This window comes from Denitrobacterium detoxificans (genome assembly GCF_015062615.1).
Taxonomy (GTDB): Bacteria; Actinomycetota; Coriobacteriia; order Coriobacteriales; family Eggerthellaceae; genus Denitrobacterium; species Denitrobacterium detoxificans_A.
This window is the reverse complement of record NZ_SUUH01000001.1, coordinates 154,008-170,119: the sequence shown is the minus strand read 5'-3', so window position 1 is coordinate 170,119 and position 16,112 is coordinate 154,008. Positions and strand designations below refer to the sequence as shown.

The 16,112-nt window shown below is 58.2% G+C and carries 11 protein-coding genes; 10 read left to right on the top strand and 1 reads right to left on the bottom strand.

The features are described from left to right. The first annotated feature begins 6 nt into the window (after window positions 1-6). The 10 genes from rfbB to E7002_RS00740 all read left to right on the top strand — a co-directional run bounded on the left by rfbB (window position 7) and on the right by E7002_RS00740 (window position 15,596). The gene (gene rfbB, locus E7002_RS00785; RefSeq protein WP_066661888.1) at window positions 7-1,089 is read left to right on the top strand and encodes a dTDP-glucose 4,6-dehydratase; all 1,083 of its coding nucleotides are present in this window, start codon (window positions 7-9) and stop codon (window positions 1,087-1,089) included. Next, window positions 1,090-3,546: a glycosyltransferase family 2 protein gene (locus E7002_RS00780; RefSeq protein WP_303727025.1), complete on the top strand. Its 2,457-nt coding sequence runs from the start codon at window positions 1,090-1,092 to the stop codon at window positions 3,544-3,546. Then, complete coding sequence (gene rfbC, locus E7002_RS00775) at window positions 3,531-4,112, top strand: dTDP-4-dehydrorhamnose 3,5-epimerase (protein WP_066661893.1); 582 nt, start codon at window positions 3,531-3,533, stop codon at window positions 4,110-4,112. The genes E7002_RS00780 and rfbC overlap by 16 nt, the downstream gene beginning before the upstream one ends. Before the next feature lie 129 nt (window positions 4,113-4,241). Beyond that, a complete protein-coding gene (glf, locus tag E7002_RS00770; protein ID WP_303727023.1) occupies window positions 4,242-5,366 on the top strand; it encodes a UDP-galactopyranose mutase in 1,125 nt (374 codons plus the stop codon). A 150-nt stretch (window positions 5,367-5,516) separates the two neighbouring features. Continuing rightward, window positions 5,517-7,442 (top strand): L,D-transpeptidase family protein, encoded by a 1,926-nt coding sequence (locus E7002_RS00765; protein WP_303727022.1) that lies wholly within the window; start codon window positions 5,517-5,519, stop codon window positions 7,440-7,442. Between the two features lie 174 nt (window positions 7,443-7,616). Further along, window positions 7,617-9,125, top strand: coding sequence for an LCP family protein (locus E7002_RS00760; protein ID WP_303727021.1), 1,509 nt, complete (start codon window positions 7,617-7,619; stop codon window positions 9,123-9,125). A 161-nt stretch (window positions 9,126-9,286) separates the two neighbouring features. Then, window positions 9,287-10,624 (top strand): glutamine synthetase family protein, encoded by a 1,338-nt coding sequence (locus E7002_RS00755; RefSeq protein WP_303727020.1) that lies wholly within the window; start codon window positions 9,287-9,289, stop codon window positions 10,622-10,624. A gap of 2 nt (window positions 10,625-10,626) precedes the next feature. Beyond that, entirely contained in the window at window positions 10,627-11,301 is a 675-nt protein-coding gene (locus E7002_RS00750; protein ID WP_303727019.1) for a winged helix-turn-helix domain-containing protein, read from the top strand. Window positions 11,302-11,349: 48 nt separating this feature from the next. Beyond that, entirely contained in the window at window positions 11,350-14,004 is a 2,655-nt protein-coding gene (gene polA, locus E7002_RS00745) for a DNA polymerase I (RefSeq protein WP_303727017.1), read from the top strand. An 8-nt stretch (window positions 14,005-14,012) separates the two neighbouring features. Continuing rightward, window positions 14,013-15,596, top strand: a complete 1,584-nt coding sequence (locus E7002_RS00740) for a YecA family protein (protein ID WP_303727016.1) — start codon at window positions 14,013-14,015, stop codon at window positions 15,594-15,596. Here E7002_RS00740 and E7002_RS00735 read toward each other — a convergent pair whose 3' ends face one another. Further along, entirely contained in the window at window positions 15,597-16,055 is a 459-nt protein-coding gene (locus E7002_RS00735) for a hypothetical protein (RefSeq protein WP_303727015.1), read from the bottom strand. It abuts the gene before it with no gap. Between the last annotated feature and the right edge of the window lie 57 nt (window positions 16,056-16,112).

The window sequence follows — 16,112 nt, the reverse complement described above, 5'->3', positions numbered from 1 at the left end:
AGTTTCATGAAAACGTATTTGGTAACTGGTGGCGCTGGCTTCATTGGCAGCAACTTCGTGCTCTACATGCTCAAGAAGTACCAGGACATTCGCATCGTGAACGTTGACGTGCTCACGTATGCGGGCAACCTTGAGAACCTGAAGGACATCGAGGGCGACGAGCGTCACATCTTCAGTCAGACCGATATTCGCGACAAGGATGCCATCACGCGCCTGTTTGCTGAATACGATCCCGATTACGTGGTGAACTTTGCCGCGGAAAGCCACGTGGACCGCTCCATCGCAAACCCCGAGGTGTTCGCCGATACCAACGTCATGGGTACGGTAACGCTGCTCAATGCCGCGCGTGCGGCGTGGCAGCAAGAAGATGGTTCGTGGACCCCGGGCAAGAAGTACCTGCAGGTTTCCACCGACGAGGTGTACGGTACGCTTTCCCTCGATAAGCTCGACGAGTTCTTCCGCGAGGACACGCCGCTTTCCCCGCATTCGCCCTATTCGGCCAGCAAGGCGGCAGCCGATATGTTCGTTTCCGCCTACGGCGATACGTATGGCATGCCCATCAACATCACGCGCTGCTCGAACAACTACGGCCCGTATCAGTTCCCGGAAAAGCTCATTCCGCTCATGATCAACAATGCGCTTGCCCACAAGGAGCTGCCGGTGTACGGCGACGGCTTGAACGTGCGCGACTGGCTGTACGTGGAAGACCACTGCAAGGCCATCGACATGGTGCTGGCGAAGGGCAAACTTGGCGAGGTCTACAACGTGGGCGGCCACAATGAACGCGCCAACATGTTCATCGTGAAGACCATCATCGCGGAAGCCTCCAAGGCCGTGAATGACCCCGCCATCACCGAGGACCTCATCCGCCACGTCACCGATCGCGCTGGCCACGACAGGCGCTATGGCATTGCCCCCGACAAAATCAAGGCCGATCTGGGCTGGTACCCCGAGACGAAGTTCGAAGATGGCATCGTCCGTACCATCGAGTGGTACCTGCAGCACAAGGAATGGATGGAGCACGTAACGAGCGGTGCATATCGTGCGTATTACGACACCATGTATTCTGCCAAGGAGGTTCTGGACTAGATGGAGTTCGGCAAGCTTACGCGGGGGGATGGGAAGATTTACATTGCGCTGCGTGCTGAGGTGCCCTCTGGTGCAAGGGTCCGCGTTTCATCGCGTGCGCAGAACGGCAACGACATGCCCGCGCTTGCCTTGCGTGGCGAGCAGTCTGGCTCGTACGTGGTCGTAGTGCCCGTTATCTCTCTTGCCCAGGTGGTCACCGCTCATGTGGTCGATGGGCAGGGCAAGACGCTCGACAGTGCCATGACCACCGTCGATCCGAAGAAGTCGGCTTGGCAGTCGAAGCGCAACACGCTGCTGAAGGACGCAGCTACTTCCATGCGCAACATCGACGCCGATCCGCGCATCGATTGCGCGAACATTCGTATCGATCGCATTGTGCTCTTCGACGACTCCACGAACTTGCTGCACGGCTTCATCTGCGTGTATGCGCCCAACTATCGCAACGAGGCGCTGAATAACGCCAACATTCGATTCGTTGGCACGGATGGCTCTCTACTGGAATCGTCGAAGGTCACCGTTTTCGGCGAGAGCCCCATTCCCGTTACGGCCGACTCTCCCGATGGGGCGCGTCTCATCGAGTTTTCGTTCCGCCTGCCCGTGCTCGATGCCGATTTCTTCATTTGGGTGTCGTTCCCCGGTGGAAGCGCACCCGATGGCTTCGTTCGCATGGAAGCCTCTCGTATCGAGCAGCTGCGCAGGGATTTCTTCTTCATGATGTCGCATACCTCGCAGGGCGAGGCCTACGACGATTGGTTCCGCCGTATTCATCGTACGTCTCCGCTGGTCATCGAAGCGCAGAAGACGGCCCATTTCGAAATCGAACCGCTGTTCTCGATTATCGTGCCCCTGTACAAGACGCCTCTTGGCTTCTTCTGGGAAATGGTCGAATCGGTGCGTTCGCAGACCTACTCCAAGTGGGAGCTCGTGCTGGTGAATGCCTCTCCCGAGGATTCTGCGCTTTGCGAAAACGCACAGCGCGCGGTAGCGGAAGACGAACGCATTCGACTGGTGACGCTCGACGAGAACAAGGGCATCACGCTCAATACGAACGAGGGCATTCGCGCCGCCAAGGGCGATTTCCTGTGCTTCTTCGATCACGACGACATCCTGGAGCCCGATGCGCTCTTCGAGTATGCGAAGGGCATCAACCGCTATCCTGACACCGACTTGCTCTACTGCGATGAGGACAAGATCGAGAACGGTCATTACTTCGATGGTTTCCTGAAGCCCGATTTCGACATGGACCTGCTCACGGCTTCGAACTACGTGTGCCACATGCTTACGGTGCGCACGTCGCTCGTGCGTGATCTTCCCGAGCTGCCGGGCAAGGAATTCGATGGCGCGCAGGACCACAACCTCACGTTCCTCATCGCGGAACAGGCGCGCAACGTCTATCACGCGCGTAAGGTGCTCTATCACTGGCGCGTGCATCAGCAGTCCACTGCCGGCTCCGCCGATTCCAAGCCATGGGCGCAGGAAGCGGGCAATCGTGCCATCGAGGCGCACTTCAAGCGCATTGGCGTGCCCGTGAAGGTGGAAGATAGCACGCCCGCCTTCTACCATCGCGTGAAGTACGTCATGCCCGAAGAGCAGCCCCTGGTCTCCATCGTCATTCCCACGAAGGACCATATCGACCTGCTTTCCACGTGCGTCGATTCTATCCTGCAGAAGACCACGTATCGCAACTTCGAGATCGTGCTCGTCGAGAACAACAGCACGGAAGAGCAGACATTTGCCTATTACGACCAGGTATCCGCGCGCGATTCCCGCGTAAAGGTGGTGCGCTACGAGGGGGAATTCAATTTCTCCGCCATTTGCAATTTCGGCGCGCGTCATGCCTCGGGCGACTATTACCTGTTCCTGAACAACGATACGTCGGTTATCACGCCCGAATGGATCGAGCGCATGCTTGGCCCCATGCTGCATCGCTCCACCACGGCTTGCACGGGTGCCATGCTCCTGTATGCCGACGACACCATTCAGCATGCTGGCGTGATCATTCCGAAGGCGAACCCCGACCATCTGTGTCATTGCTTCCCGGCCGATTCGCTCTATCATTTTTCGCATTTGCAGCGCACGCGCGAATCGTCGGCCGTTACGGGTGCGTGCATGTTGGTTCGCGCAAGCCAGTTCGATGCTGTCGACGGTTTCGACGAGCGTTTCGCCGTGGCATACAACGACATCGACCTTTGCCTTCGCTTGCGTGAGCGCGGTTGGAGCGTTGTCATGGAGCCCACGGCGCGCCTCTATCATTACGAATCTGCTTCGCGTGGTTCCGACTTCATGGATGCGCGCAAGTTCGCCCGCTTGCATAGCGAGGGTGGCTTGTTCCGCGAACGCTGGGGCAAGTACATTAGCGCGGGCGATCCGTTCTATGGAATGCATTGCGCGCGCGAATCAGCTAGATACGAACTCGATTGGTTGCGAGAGGATTGGGAACTATGGACGAAGGCGTAATCACGTCTGGTAACTTTACCTTTACGAAGACTTCCATCGATGGGGTGATCATTGTCGATGTGAAGGCATATGGCGATAGCCGCGGGTACTTTATGGAAACCTACAAGCGCCCCGACTTCGTGGCGGGCGGCATCGACGTCGACTTCGTGCAGGACAATCAGAGCTCCAGCACCAAGGGCGTGCTGCGTGGCCTGCATTTCCAGATCGAGCATCCGCAGAGTAAGCTTGTGCGCGTGGTTTCGGGCAAGGTGTTCGACGTTGCCGTCGACCTGCGCGAAGGTAGCCCCACGTATGGCAAGTGGGAGGGCGTGGTTCTTTCTGCGGAAAACAAGCGCCAGTTCTTCATTCCGCGCGGCTTCGCCCATGGCTTCCTGGTGCTCTCCGATACGGCGGAGTTTTGCTACAAGTGTGACGACGTCTACCATCCCAATGACGAGGGTGGCCTGATGTGGAACGACCCCGCCATTGGCATCGAGTGGCCCGCCATGGAGGGCGACGAGGCGTTCGATGCTTCGAAGATCGTCCTTTCCGACAAGGACAAGGTGCATCCCGCGTTTTCGAAGTAAGCGGGTTTTCCTGGAAGGTACGTGCCGCTGGCCATTTCTGCCGGCGGCACGCTTTGGTTTATTTAGCGTAACTGGCGCTCCGAACGCATTCGTTGCGTATACTCGGTACGTCTAAGCTCTTAGAAAGGAATGATCGTGTCTCAGTACGATTATCTCATCGTTGGCGCTGGCATCTCGAGCGCCGTTTTCGCGCACGAAGCCGCCAAGGTGAGGAAGACGTGCCTCGTCATCGACCGTCGTCCGCATATCGCCGGTAACGTATACTGCGAGGACATCGAGGGCATCAACGTGCATAAGTACGGCGCCCACATCTTCCATACGTCCATTCGTCGCGTGTGGGATTACGTGAATCAGTTCGCCGAGTTCAATAACTATGTGAACAGCCCCGTTGCCGTTTACAAGGACGAGCTGTATAACCTTCCGTTCAACATGAACACCTTCAGCAAGATGTGGCCCGAGGTGCGCACGCCCGAACAGGCGAAGGCGAAGATCGCCGCCCAGGTTGCCGAGGCGGGCATTGGCGAGCCCTCCAATCTGGAAGAGCAGGCGCTTTCCCTGGTTGGCCGCGATGTGTACGAGAAGCTCATCAAGGGCTACACCGAAAAGCAGTGGGGCCGCGACTGCAAGGACCTGCCCGCTAGCATCATCAAGCGCCTTCCGTGCCGCTTCCGCTACGACAACAACTACTTCAACGATCGTTGGCAGGGCATTCCCATGGGTGGCTACACCAAGATGGTGGAAGCCATGTTTGGCGATACGCCCATCAAGCTGAACACGGAATATCGCGAGTTCATCGCCCAGAACCCCGATGTAGCCGATCGCATCATTTACTGCGGTCCCATCGACGAGTTTTACGATTACCAGCTTGGTCGCCTGGAGTACCGCAGCCTGCGCTTTGAAAGCGAGATCCTCGACGAGGAAAACCATCAGGGCAACGCCGTGGTGAACTACACCGAGCGCGAGGTTCCTTACACGCGCATCATCGAGCACAAGCATTTCGAGTACGGCACGCAGCCCAAGACGGTCATCACGCGTGAGTACCCGGCCGACTGGAAGCCCGGCGACGAACCGTATTATCCCATCAACGACGAGCGTAATTCGTCGCTGTATGCTCAGTACGTCGAGCTTGCCTCCAAGGAGGGCAAGGTCGTGTTCGCTGGTCGCTTGGGCGGCTACAAGTATTACGACATGGATAAGGCCATCGACGCTGCGTTCGACCTGGTCGAAGCAGAGCTTGGCGTAACCATCGCCTAGTTGCCTGGATCATTGCCGTAAAGCGGAGGGCGCACGCGCGTCCTCCGCTTTTTTGCGTTTGGACGGCTTGTTCGCTGCGTCAAATTGGGACTTTTCTTGTGGTAATATTTCCCTGTGTGGCTGTGAAAACCACGAGGAAATGGGGCTGATATGACGGGGTATTCCTATCGTTTCCGCATGCGTTCGGCATGCATTGCGTTCATTGCCGCTACAATCGTCACCTTCTTGCTTGCGTCGTCTCCGTCGTATGGCTTGGAGGCAACCGATTCGCTTCCCACTGTTGCGCCGCAGGGCTCAGAGGCCGTTGCCGATTTATCTGTGGGCCCAACGACCAAGGCAAGCGATTCCGTGGTGGTCGATGAGGGCGACGCTCCCGCTAGTGAGCCGTCCGCCGTTTCGCAGGCTGACGATGGGGAGGGGGGAACCGCTGATTCGGAGGCGGCTGAGTCCATTTCCTCCGATGTTCCCGTCGTTGCCGTCGAGCCGCAGGCTGCAGATGCCCAAAGCTCCCTCGACGCATGCTCGGACGAACCGCAGGATCCCTCCGAAACCACCGAGGAGCCTTCGTACGAAGAGTCCCACGTGAACATGTATCGCCTGTACAACCCCAATTCGGGCGAGCACTTCTACACGTCGAGCGAATCCGAGGCCATCTCCATTGCCGGCTTGGGCTGGCAGTGGGAAGGCATTGGCTGGGTGGCGCCCTCCACGTCTGATGTGCCCGTGTATCGCCTCTACAACCCCAATGGCGGCGATCACTTCTTCACGACGTCGGCGACCGAGCGCGACGGCCTGGTGAAGAAGGGCTGGAAGTACGAGGGCATTGGCTGGTACTCCGATGCCGAAGATACGGGCCTTATCGTCTATCGCCAGTACAACAAGAATGCGAAGACGGGCTCGCATAACTACACCACGTCCGCCGCCGAGAACGCCTCGCTGGTGAAGATGGGCTGGACGGCCGAGGGCGTGGCCTGGTACGCCACGAACGGTGCGAACCTGCCCTTCACCGCGCGCTGGATCGTCTCTCCTGCATGGACGGGCTCCCTCGAGCGCTATTGGCTTGATTCGAATGCAAGCATTGCCAAGTCTCGCCTTGTTACCGCTTCGGAGGGTGCGGGGTATACCGCCTATGCGCGCCCCAATGGCATCATCGTGCGCGGGAAGTGGGATAACGGAGCTGGTCGCGTGTACGTTGCGAACAACGACGGCAAGTTGGCATCTACGTCCGATGGCGCTACCGGCTGGCTTGTGACCAAGGCCTACGATGGCGTCCTGCAGCGTTATCGCTATGACGCCGAATCCCATGCCATGCTGTCGGGCTTCTTCGTGGTCGACGGCGCTCGCTACTTTGGCATGGGCAACAACGGCTACGTACTGCGCGGCAAGACCAACTGGGGAGACCACGTGCTTCTGGCCAACAACGACGGCGTCATGCCGTCCGCCGCGGGTTGGCTTGTGACGGGAATCTACGATGGGGGCAACCTGCAGCGTTACTGGCTGCAGAAGGCCTACCAGTCGTTCGTGGGTGCGCGTACGGGCTTCTTCAACGTAGATGGAAGCAAGTACTTTGGCGTGTATAACGAGGGCTACGTGTTGCGCAACAATTTCATCAAGGATGGCTCCACGTGGTACAAGGCCGACAATGACGGCAAGCTCGTGAAGTCGGTTCCGCCTGCGCAGTACCTCATGACCGAGTATGCGCAGCGCTTCTCGAGCGCCACGCGCTGGCTCATCATGATTAATCTCGATACCGCCATGTTGGGCGTCTATACGGGTTCGCAGGGCAATTGGACGTGCGTTAAGTACTGGCTCTGCTCGCCTGGCAAGCCTTCCACTCCCACGGTTACCGGCACGTTCACCACGCTCGATCGCAAGCCGCATCTGAGCACGGCCTATTCCGCGCAGTATTGCACGCGCTTCTATGGCGGCTACTTCATCCATAGCATCCTTGGTACGGGCAACGAGTTGGGAAGCTACCGTTACCTGTCGCATGGATGCGTGCGCGTTGAAGTGGATAACGCCAGGTGGATCTACGAAAACGTACCGCTTGGCACTACGGTTCACGTGTACGACTAGGCTGTCGTTCGCGCCTCGTGCTTCTTTGACCTTGGGCGTGTTAGCTTAAAGGTTGCTGAAGGCGAGGCGCGTAGTTGAGCGGGTCGTATGTAAACTGCGCTCTGCGAGTTCGTATTCGTTTATACTTTTGAGAGTCTTAATGTGCCGACTGTACTGTAGGGGATATATCAGCTCATGAGCAAAGGAAAACATGCCGGTCATGGTACACCGGTTACTCGTTACGAGGACCAGTGGGGCCAGGAACAAGGCAATGCCCAGTGGATGCCCAGCGGTATGGTGCCCATCAATCCGTATTCTCGCTCCTCGTATGCCGAGGGTCTTGCGAACAAGAAGGGGAAGCGTAAGCGCCGTAAGCGCATCGGCATCACCATTGCCCTGGTGATTATTGCCATGCTCGTGTGCGCTGGCACGGCTGCGGCTTTGTATTTCTCCAATCAGATCAAGACGATTGACGAGAACTTTTCACAGGGTCTCGATGCCGACATCGAAGACGCTCTCGTTGAAACGAACGCGCCAAGCGATCCGTTCTACGTGCTGCTCATGGGTACCGACGAGTCCATCGAACGTTCCGAAGATAACACCTTCGGTGGCATATATCGCACCGACACCATCATTCTTGCGCGCGTCGATCCGGGCAACAAGAAGGTCACCATGATTTCGATTCCGCGTGATACGCAGGTCGACATGGGTGAATACGGTCTTCAGAAGATCAATGCCGCATACGCGTATGGTGGGGCATCTCTTGCCGTCAAGACGGTTTCCGAACTATGCGACGTAGACATCGCGCACTTCGTGCTTGTTGACATGGATGGTCTTGCCGCCATTGTCGATAACCTTGGTGGCATCGAAGTCGACGTTCCCATGGAAATCGACGACGAGGATTACACGGGCCATCTCGACGCGGGTCTGCAGACACTCGATGGCTGGCAGACGCTCATATTTGCGCGCAGCCGCCACGCATACGATTCCGTGGGCGATGGCGACCTGCTTCGCGCCGCGAATCAGCGTACCGTTATCAGCGCTATCGTCGACAAGCTCTTCCAGAGTGACATCATCACTATGAGCACGTCCATCACGAACCTGTCTTCGTTCATTCAGACCGACCTTACGGTGAGCGAAATCGTGGAATACGCTCAGGCTCTGAAGGGTATCGACACCACGACCGACGTGTACAGCGCCACGGCGCCCGTCGAGTCGGTCTACGAGAACAACATTTGGTGGTGCAAGCTCATCGAAGACGAGTGGCAGGAAATGCTCAGCCGCATGAAGCAGGGCCTTGCTCCCACTGAAGAGCAAGAGGTCGATTCTGCCACGGGCATTGTTCTCTCGTCGGTGGGCGATAGCGGTACGGCTTCCGTCACGGCCGACGCGAATGCCACCTCAACCACTTCCGTTACCCAAGATGGTAATGTCGTCGTGAAGAACGGTTCGGGCGTATCGGGCGCAGCTTCCTCGGCGGCCACCATGCTCGCCAAGGCTGGCTTCAACGTGACCGAGGTGGGCGACGCCGATTCCGACAAGTACACGAGCACGCTCATCATCTACGCTTCCGACGATTACGCAGACGAAGCGAAGACCATCAACGAAACCATGGGCGGAAGCAATACCGTCATGAAGAACGATGGCACGTACACCATGACGGGCGACTTGCTGGTGGTGCTCGGCTCGGCCGATGCATCCTAGGAACTAAGCGTATGAACAGGTAGGGCGTCGACAAATGTCGGCGCCCTTTTTTCATTTCGAAACATCCTTGAAAAGATGAACGTGTAATATGGCAATAATATTGACGAAACGGCATTGGGCCAATGACGCGTGGCGTCTTAGCGAGCACGAAGGGAAGGCTTATGACTCCCGATCAGGAATACGTTCTCAAGACGGTTAAGGCTAGGGACGTTCATTTCGTACGCTTCTGGTTTACCGACGTTATGGGAAACATGAAGTCGTTCGCCGTAAATCCCAACGAGCTCGAGCATGCCTTTGAAGAGGGCATGGGCTTCGACGGTAGCTGCATCAATGGCTTTTCCGATACGGCGGAAAGCGACATGCTCGCATTCCCCGATGCCTCTACGTTTCAGATTCTTCCCTGGCGCCCCGATTCCAACGCCGTGGCGCGTATGTTCTGCAATATCCGCACGCCTGAAGGCGAGCCGTTCGAAGGGGACTCGCGCCTCATTCTTTCGCGTGTCGTGCAGGGCATTCGCGATGCTGGCTACGAAGCAAACGTGGGTCCCGAGGTCGAATACTTCTACTTCCACGATTCGAAGGGCACCGAGGTGCTGGACCGTGGCGGCTACTTCGACCTCACCGAGCTCGACTCGGGTAGCGACTTGCGCCGCGACACCGTCCTGGCGCTCGAGAACATGGGCATCCCCGTGGAATACAGCCATCACGAGAGCGGCCCCAGCCAGCACGAGATCGACCTGCGCTATTCCGACGCTTTCAGCATGGCCGATGCGGTCATGACGTACAAGATGGTCGTGAAGGAAATCGCCGCGCTTCATGGCGTGTATGCCAGCTTCATGCCCAAGCCGCTTTCCGATTGCCCAGGCAGCGGCATGCACGTTCACCTGAGCCTGTTCGACCATGAAGACCATAACGCGTTCTTCGATCCGGCCGACCCGCTTGGTCATCACCTCTCCAGCACCGCAAAGCACTTCATGGCGGGCCTGCTGCGCTATGCCCCCGAGTTCTGCCTGGTTACGAATCAGTACGTGAACTCCTACAAGCGCCTCACCGGTGGCAAGGAAGCTCCTGCGTACGTGAGCTGGGCGCGCAGCAACCGTTCTACGCTCGTTCGCATCCCGGGGTATCGTCCTTCCGAGGAAATGGCCTGCCGCATCGAAATGCGCAATGCCGATCCGGCATGCAATCCATACCTTTCGTTTGCAGTCATGCTTGCCGCCGGCATGGAGGGCATACGTCAGGAGCTGCCGCTTCCTGAATCGTCCGAAGGCGTTAACCTTTCGTCGCTCGAGCCCGCCAAGCTTCGCGAGCTGGGCGTTCAGAAGCTTCCCCTTACGTTGGGAAGTGCTATCGAGCTGTTCGCCGAAAGCGAGCTCATGAAGAACGTCTTGGGCGAGCACATCCATGACTATCTGGTCGACGCCAAGTCGCGAGAATGGCGCGAGTACCTGAAACAGGTTTCCCCGTGGGAGCTCGATCGCTGGTTGGAAGTGTTGTAGCCATGGCGCGCAAGCAGGTGGCGTTCGTAGCCGACAGTCTCGATAATGCCTATACCTTTCAGAATGCGCTTTCCGAAATGGACGTCGACGTCGTCGCGTGGTCGAGCGCCCGCTTCGAGAAGGCAACCGCGCAGCGATTCGACTTCGACTTGCTCATCTACGAGATTTCGGGCAATGCCGCCGAGGTGCTGCATCGGCTCGAGCGCGTGCTTTCCAACGAATCGAATGCCTGCGCGCTGTTCGTCATCGACGAGGCGTCGTTGCCGGGCCTTTGCCTTCCCACGCAGGTTAAGTGCGACTTCATCCTAAGCGGGGCTTCGGGCGTGGAATGCGCCGCTCGCATTAGGCAGCTGCTCTGGCCGGGTAACGAAACGAACGTCGATGACTATATCGTCGTCGACAGCATGACCATCAACCTGGCCACGTACCAGGTTGACATCGATGGCACTCCGCTCGACTTCACGTATTTGGAATATGCGCTGCTCGCGTTTCTCGCATCGCATCCGGGCCGCACGTACTCACGCGATGCGCTTCTAAGCCGCGTGTGGGGTTTCGACTATTACGGCGGCAGCCGTACCGTCGACGTGCACGTCCGTCGCATTCGCGCCAAGCTCGGTCCCGAACTTGCGCAGCATTTGGAAACCGTGCGTGGGGTAGGCTATCTCTGGAACGTGTAGGGTATACTCAACTATTCGTAAGTTGTTTTTACCGGGAAGCGTGTTCCTATGCCTAAGAAAATAGCTGTCATCGACGGAAACTCCCTGATGCATCGCGCATATCACGCGGTGCCGCCCACCATGAACGCGCCCGACGGCACTCCCACCAACGCCGTGTTCGGCTTCCTCTCCATGTTCTTCAAGTTCATCGAGGTTGCCGCTCCCGACGCGGTCGTTTGCGCGTTCGACGTGGGAAAGCCGAAGTTTCGCATCGAAGCGCTCGAGCAGTACAAGGCACAGCGTCCTCCCATGGACGACGAGCTGCGCGTGCAGTTCCCGCTTGTCGAGGAAATCCTTGCGAGCATGAACATTCCCGTGGTGAAGGTCCCCGGTTGGGAAGGCGACGACATCCTGGGAACCATTTCTGCTCGTGCCGATGCCCTTGGGTACGATTCGCTCCTGGTTACGGGCGACAAGGACGCCTGCCAGCTTGCCAGCGAGCATACGCATATCGTGAATACGAAGAAGGGCATTTCCGATGTCGTGATCTACGATCCGGCGGGCGTTCAGGAAAAGTATGGCGTCACCCCGGAGCAGATTCCCGATTACCTGGGATTCATGGGCGATTCCGCCGACAACATCCCAGGCGTGCCGGGCATTGGCCCGAAGAGCGCCTCCAAGCTCCTGCAGCAGTTTGGCAGCATGGAGGGCGTGTACGAAAACCTCGACAAGCTGAAGGGCAAGCAGCTCGAGAACCTTACCAATAATCGCGATGCGGCCTTCCTGTCGCGCGATGTTGCCATTATCAAGCGCGACCTCGACTTCGAGCTCGACCTCGATGCCGTATCGTTCCCCTCGTATACCGCTGAATCCGTTTCGGAGGCGTTCGACAAGCTGCGCCTGAAGGCCCATCTGGGCAAGGCTCTTGCGCTTATTGGCGGCCAGGCGGTTCAGCATAGCGTCGAGATTCCCTGGCGCGATTACCTTACGGGAGACGACGCCAAGGTGTTTGCCGACGAGGTTCTCGACGACGGCGTGGCGCACGACGCAGACGATGTTGTGGGCGTTGCCTTCCTCAAGAGCGATCAGGGTTCCATCTTTGGCGACGATCTTATGCTGGCCGTTTCCACGGCGAAGGCATGTGCGCTGCTTGAGGGGTCACAGGCTCAGGCTATGTTGTCTCATGCGGTTTTGGTTTCGGGTGTCATTCCCGTTGCCGTATACGATGCCAAGGCAGTTGCGGGCGAAGTGTATCCCGCCGATACTGCCGAAGAGAAGCTCATTCATACGCACGATCTGTTCGATATGAAGCTGTTCGACGTGAGCCTTGCCGCTTACGTGCTCGATTCCTCTGCGCGCGATTACGCGCCGGCGCATCTTGCCGAGCGCTACTTGGGCGGTGCGTTGCCGCAGGGCTCTTCCGAAGCTGATGAGCTGGTCATTCAGGCGGCTGCCATCCGTCTGCTTGCCACCGAGCTGAGCAAGCGCATGGAAGATGATGGCGTCTACGACGTCTACAGCGACATCGATGCGCCGCTCGTTTCCGTGCTTGCACATATGGAACGCGTGGGTGCGGCTATCGACGTCGATCATCTCCGCGCACTGGGTGAAAAGACCCAGGGCGATTTGGACGCACTCGTTGCGCAAATCTACGAGCTTGCAGGGGAGGAGTTCAACGTCGATTCTCCCAAGCAGGTGGGCCATATTTTGTTCGAGGTCATCGGCCTGAAGCCGAAGAAGAAGACCTCGCGTGGCTATTCCACCGACGCCAAGGTGCTTTCCGAGCTTGCAAACGAGCACGAGCTTCCGGGTCTTATCCTGAAGTACCGCGAGCTTGCGAAGATCAAGGGCACGTACATCGACGCGCTGCCGAAGATGCGTCGCGGCGACGGTCGCCTTCATACCTCGTTCAATCAGACGGTTACCACCACGGGCCGCCTGAGCTCGAGCGACCCCAACCTGCAGAACATTCCCGTACGCACGGCGTTTGGCCGCCATATCCGCGAGTGCTTCGTGCCGCTTACCGAAGGTCACGTATTCGTGTCGGCGGACTATTCGCAGATTGAACTGCGCTTGCTTGCGCATCTTTCGGGCGACGAGCACTTGGTTGCCGCATTCAATTCTGGTGCCGACTTCCATGCCGCCACCGCTTCGCATGTATTCGGCGTGCCCATCGAGGAAGTCACGCCCGAACTGCGCAGCCGCGCGAAGGCCGTGAATTTCGGCATCGTGTATGGCCAGCAGGCCTATGGTCTCTCGCAGACCCTGAAGGTCTCCTTTGCCGAGGCGCAGCAAATGATCGACCAGTACTTCGAGGCGTATCCGGGCGTTCGCTCCTACCTTGATGGCGTCGTGGAATTCGCTCGCGAGAACGGCTACGCCCAGACCATGTTCGGGCGCAAGCGTCACATTCCCGAGATCAACGTGCGCAACGTGCAGCAGCGTTCGTTTGCGGAGCGTACGGCTATGAACCATCCCATGCAAGGCAGTGCGGCCGACATCATCAAGCTTGCCATGGTCCAAGCCGAAAACCGCCTGCGTCACGAGTTCCCCAACGCGAAGCTCATGATTCAGGTGCACGACGAACTCGACTTGTCCGTTCCTGCCGATCAGGTGGAGCCGGTAAGCGAGCTGTTGCGCGAAGTCATGGAGAACGTGGTTGAGCTTTCGGTGCCCCTTATCGTCGACGTGCAGTCGGGCGAAAACTGGGCGCAGGCTCACTAGGGGCTTCGATGCATCTTACCGATTCCCAGTGCGATAGGTTTTTCGATGTCATGGATTGCCTGCTCACGTATGTGAATGGGCGGTTCAACGTAGTCGATGCGAACGAGGTTGACGATCGCGATCCTCTCATCGAGGCGAAGCTGACGCTCATCGCACATGAGTTGTGGGAGAACGTTGCCGTAATCGACGACTTCGTGCGCGACAACCCCTACGACCTGCCGCAGGCCGACCTGGCGCTCACGCAGTCGTGGAAGCATGCGATTTCCGGCACGTTCACCGTCGTGAGGTACCAGCAAGGACATGCCATCCTCATGCACGAATCGGGCATCTACAGCGTTTCGGGCGTTGAAGCCGATTGGGAAGAGGTGCTGGGCAGGGTTCCCGCGCTCGTCGATGCCGTGCTCCTTCCGTTCGAGGGTTCGATCATCTACGACGGGTTCCTCTCCATTGGCGACGTGCCCGAGGCGCGTGCGCGCGCCATTGCCGACGAATTCGAGGAGCGGTGCCAGCAGGGCGTCGTCTCCACGGTTGATGAGTTCCTGCAGCGTTCCAGCGCCTATCACGAAGCGCAGAGCATGCTCGAGTTCGAGAACTTCATGAACTCGCTCGATCGCCATCAGGGCCAGGAGCCCGAGGTACTGCCCCAGGGGTTCCATCGCGGTGCACTGGCGGGGCTTTCCGGCAAGGAGCGCGATGAGGCGGTCGAGCGCGACCTCGATCGTCGTTTCGGGGAATCGAAGCCCGCGCCCTCCCTAACGAAGGAAGATGAAGCGCTTAGCATCATTGGGCTTTGCACGCTGTACTGCGGTATCGTTCGCCTTTCCGATGCGTATCGTCAGTATTGCGCGTGCGTGCAGGAGCCCATGGGCGAATCCGAGTTTCGCACGCTTGCCGTTCGAGCTGGTCAGGACAAGGAAGCGCCGTTCGTTATCTGGATCGAGGGCGAGCACGTGCATGCGATGCACTTCACGCTCGATGAGGAGTACGTTGCCGAGCAGGTGGCACATCGCATCGCTGGGGGAACGTCCGTGAGGGCATTTGCCTCCATGGAGCGCAATATCGCCGATTTTCGCCGCATGCTCGAAGATGAGCTGGGCAACCTTGATGGCATGCGCCATTACCTGGCACGCGAGCATGAGAAGTTCTCGATGCGCCCGCTCCCGCCGTATTCGCCTGATGTCGATGCCTTCGACGTCATATTCGACAATCCCTGCGTTCAGATGCTCATCTCGTTTTTGGACGAGCGCATACCCGACGGGCAGGACGATTATCTCTTTGCCGACAGGGTAGTGGAGGAGCTTGTTTTGGGCGCCATCGAAATTGGCGACGTGCAGGCCATGCACGCCTATACGCACCAGCTGGGGCTCGATGGCTGCTGCGCCGACAAGTCGCGCCTACGCCAGCTAGTGGCGAACGTCTACGACAACGTGCCCTCATGGGAAAACAATGGCTGGTCTCCGCGTGAGGTGCGCGAGAGGCTTACGGGTCGCCGTGAGTTCTACGATGAGCGCGGCGAGCTCATGAAGGTGGGCAGCAACGATCCGTGCCCCTGTGGTAGTGGGCTCGAGTATCGCGACTGCTGCGGACGCTAATTACTTTCCAGCGGTAACCTGGCTGAATGCCACGATGCCTTCGGCGTCGCCTGAAACCGTTACGGTGTACGTGCCCGGTGCCAGTCCGTCGATGGTCTGGAACACTTCGCCCGAAAGCGAACGGCTGAAGGCGGCGTATCCGCCGGCTTCGGTAATCGTAAGCGTTGCTTCGCCTGCGGTTACCTCTGCTTCCATCTGCAGATTCGTGTTTTCCTGAACGGTGACCGATTCCGATTGCTCGCCCTGCGCAAGGTCGAATTCGAAAAGCGGGGTAGTGCTGCTGGCCTTATTCTCCGATTCCTTGGATGCGTCGGAGTTGGCATCCTCGTTCTGAGTGCTATCGCTTACGGCCTCTTGGTTGGCCTCCTGCGATTCCTGGGTGCTATTCGCGCTGCTCGAGCAACCGGCAAAGAGAAGGCATGTTGTGCACAGCAGGGCGCAGAGTATGGCGTTTCGCATGGTTCCTCCCATCGTTTGCTCCCTATTGTATGGGCTATCTCGCCTCGCTTTCACCTC

Bases quoted from the DNA above. Each gene is read 5' to 3' on its own strand.
- rfbB (WP_066661888.1), top strand. From the start codon at position 7: ATGAAAACGTATTTGGTAACTGGTGGCGCTGGCTTCATTGGCAGCAAC.
- E7002_RS00780 (WP_303727025.1), top strand. From the start codon at position 1,090: ATGGAGTTCGGCAAGCTTACGCGGGGGGATGGGAAGATTTACATTGCG.
- rfbC (WP_066661893.1), top strand. From the start codon at position 3,531: ATGGACGAAGGCGTAATCACGTCTGGTAACTTTACCTTTACGAAGACT.
- glf (WP_303727023.1), top strand. From the start codon at position 4,242: ATGATCGTGTCTCAGTACGATTATCTCATCGTTGGCGCTGGCATCTCG.
- E7002_RS00765 (WP_303727022.1), top strand. From the start codon at position 5,517: ATGACGGGGTATTCCTATCGTTTCCGCATGCGTTCGGCATGCATTGCG.
- E7002_RS00760 (WP_303727021.1), top strand. From the start codon at position 7,617: ATGAGCAAAGGAAAACATGCCGGTCATGGTACACCGGTTACTCGTTAC.
- E7002_RS00755 (WP_303727020.1), top strand. From the start codon at position 9,287: ATGACTCCCGATCAGGAATACGTTCTCAAGACGGTTAAGGCTAGGGAC.
- E7002_RS00750 (WP_303727019.1), top strand. From the start codon at position 10,627: ATGGCGCGCAAGCAGGTGGCGTTCGTAGCCGACAGTCTCGATAATGCC.
- polA (WP_303727017.1), top strand. From the start codon at position 11,350: ATGCCTAAGAAAATAGCTGTCATCGACGGAAACTCCCTGATGCATCGC.
- E7002_RS00740 (WP_303727016.1), top strand. From the start codon at position 14,013: ATGCATCTTACCGATTCCCAGTGCGATAGGTTTTTCGATGTCATGGAT.
- E7002_RS00735 (WP_303727015.1), bottom strand. From the start codon at position 16,055: ATGCGAAACGCCATACTCTGCGCCCTGCTGTGCACAACATGCCTTCTC.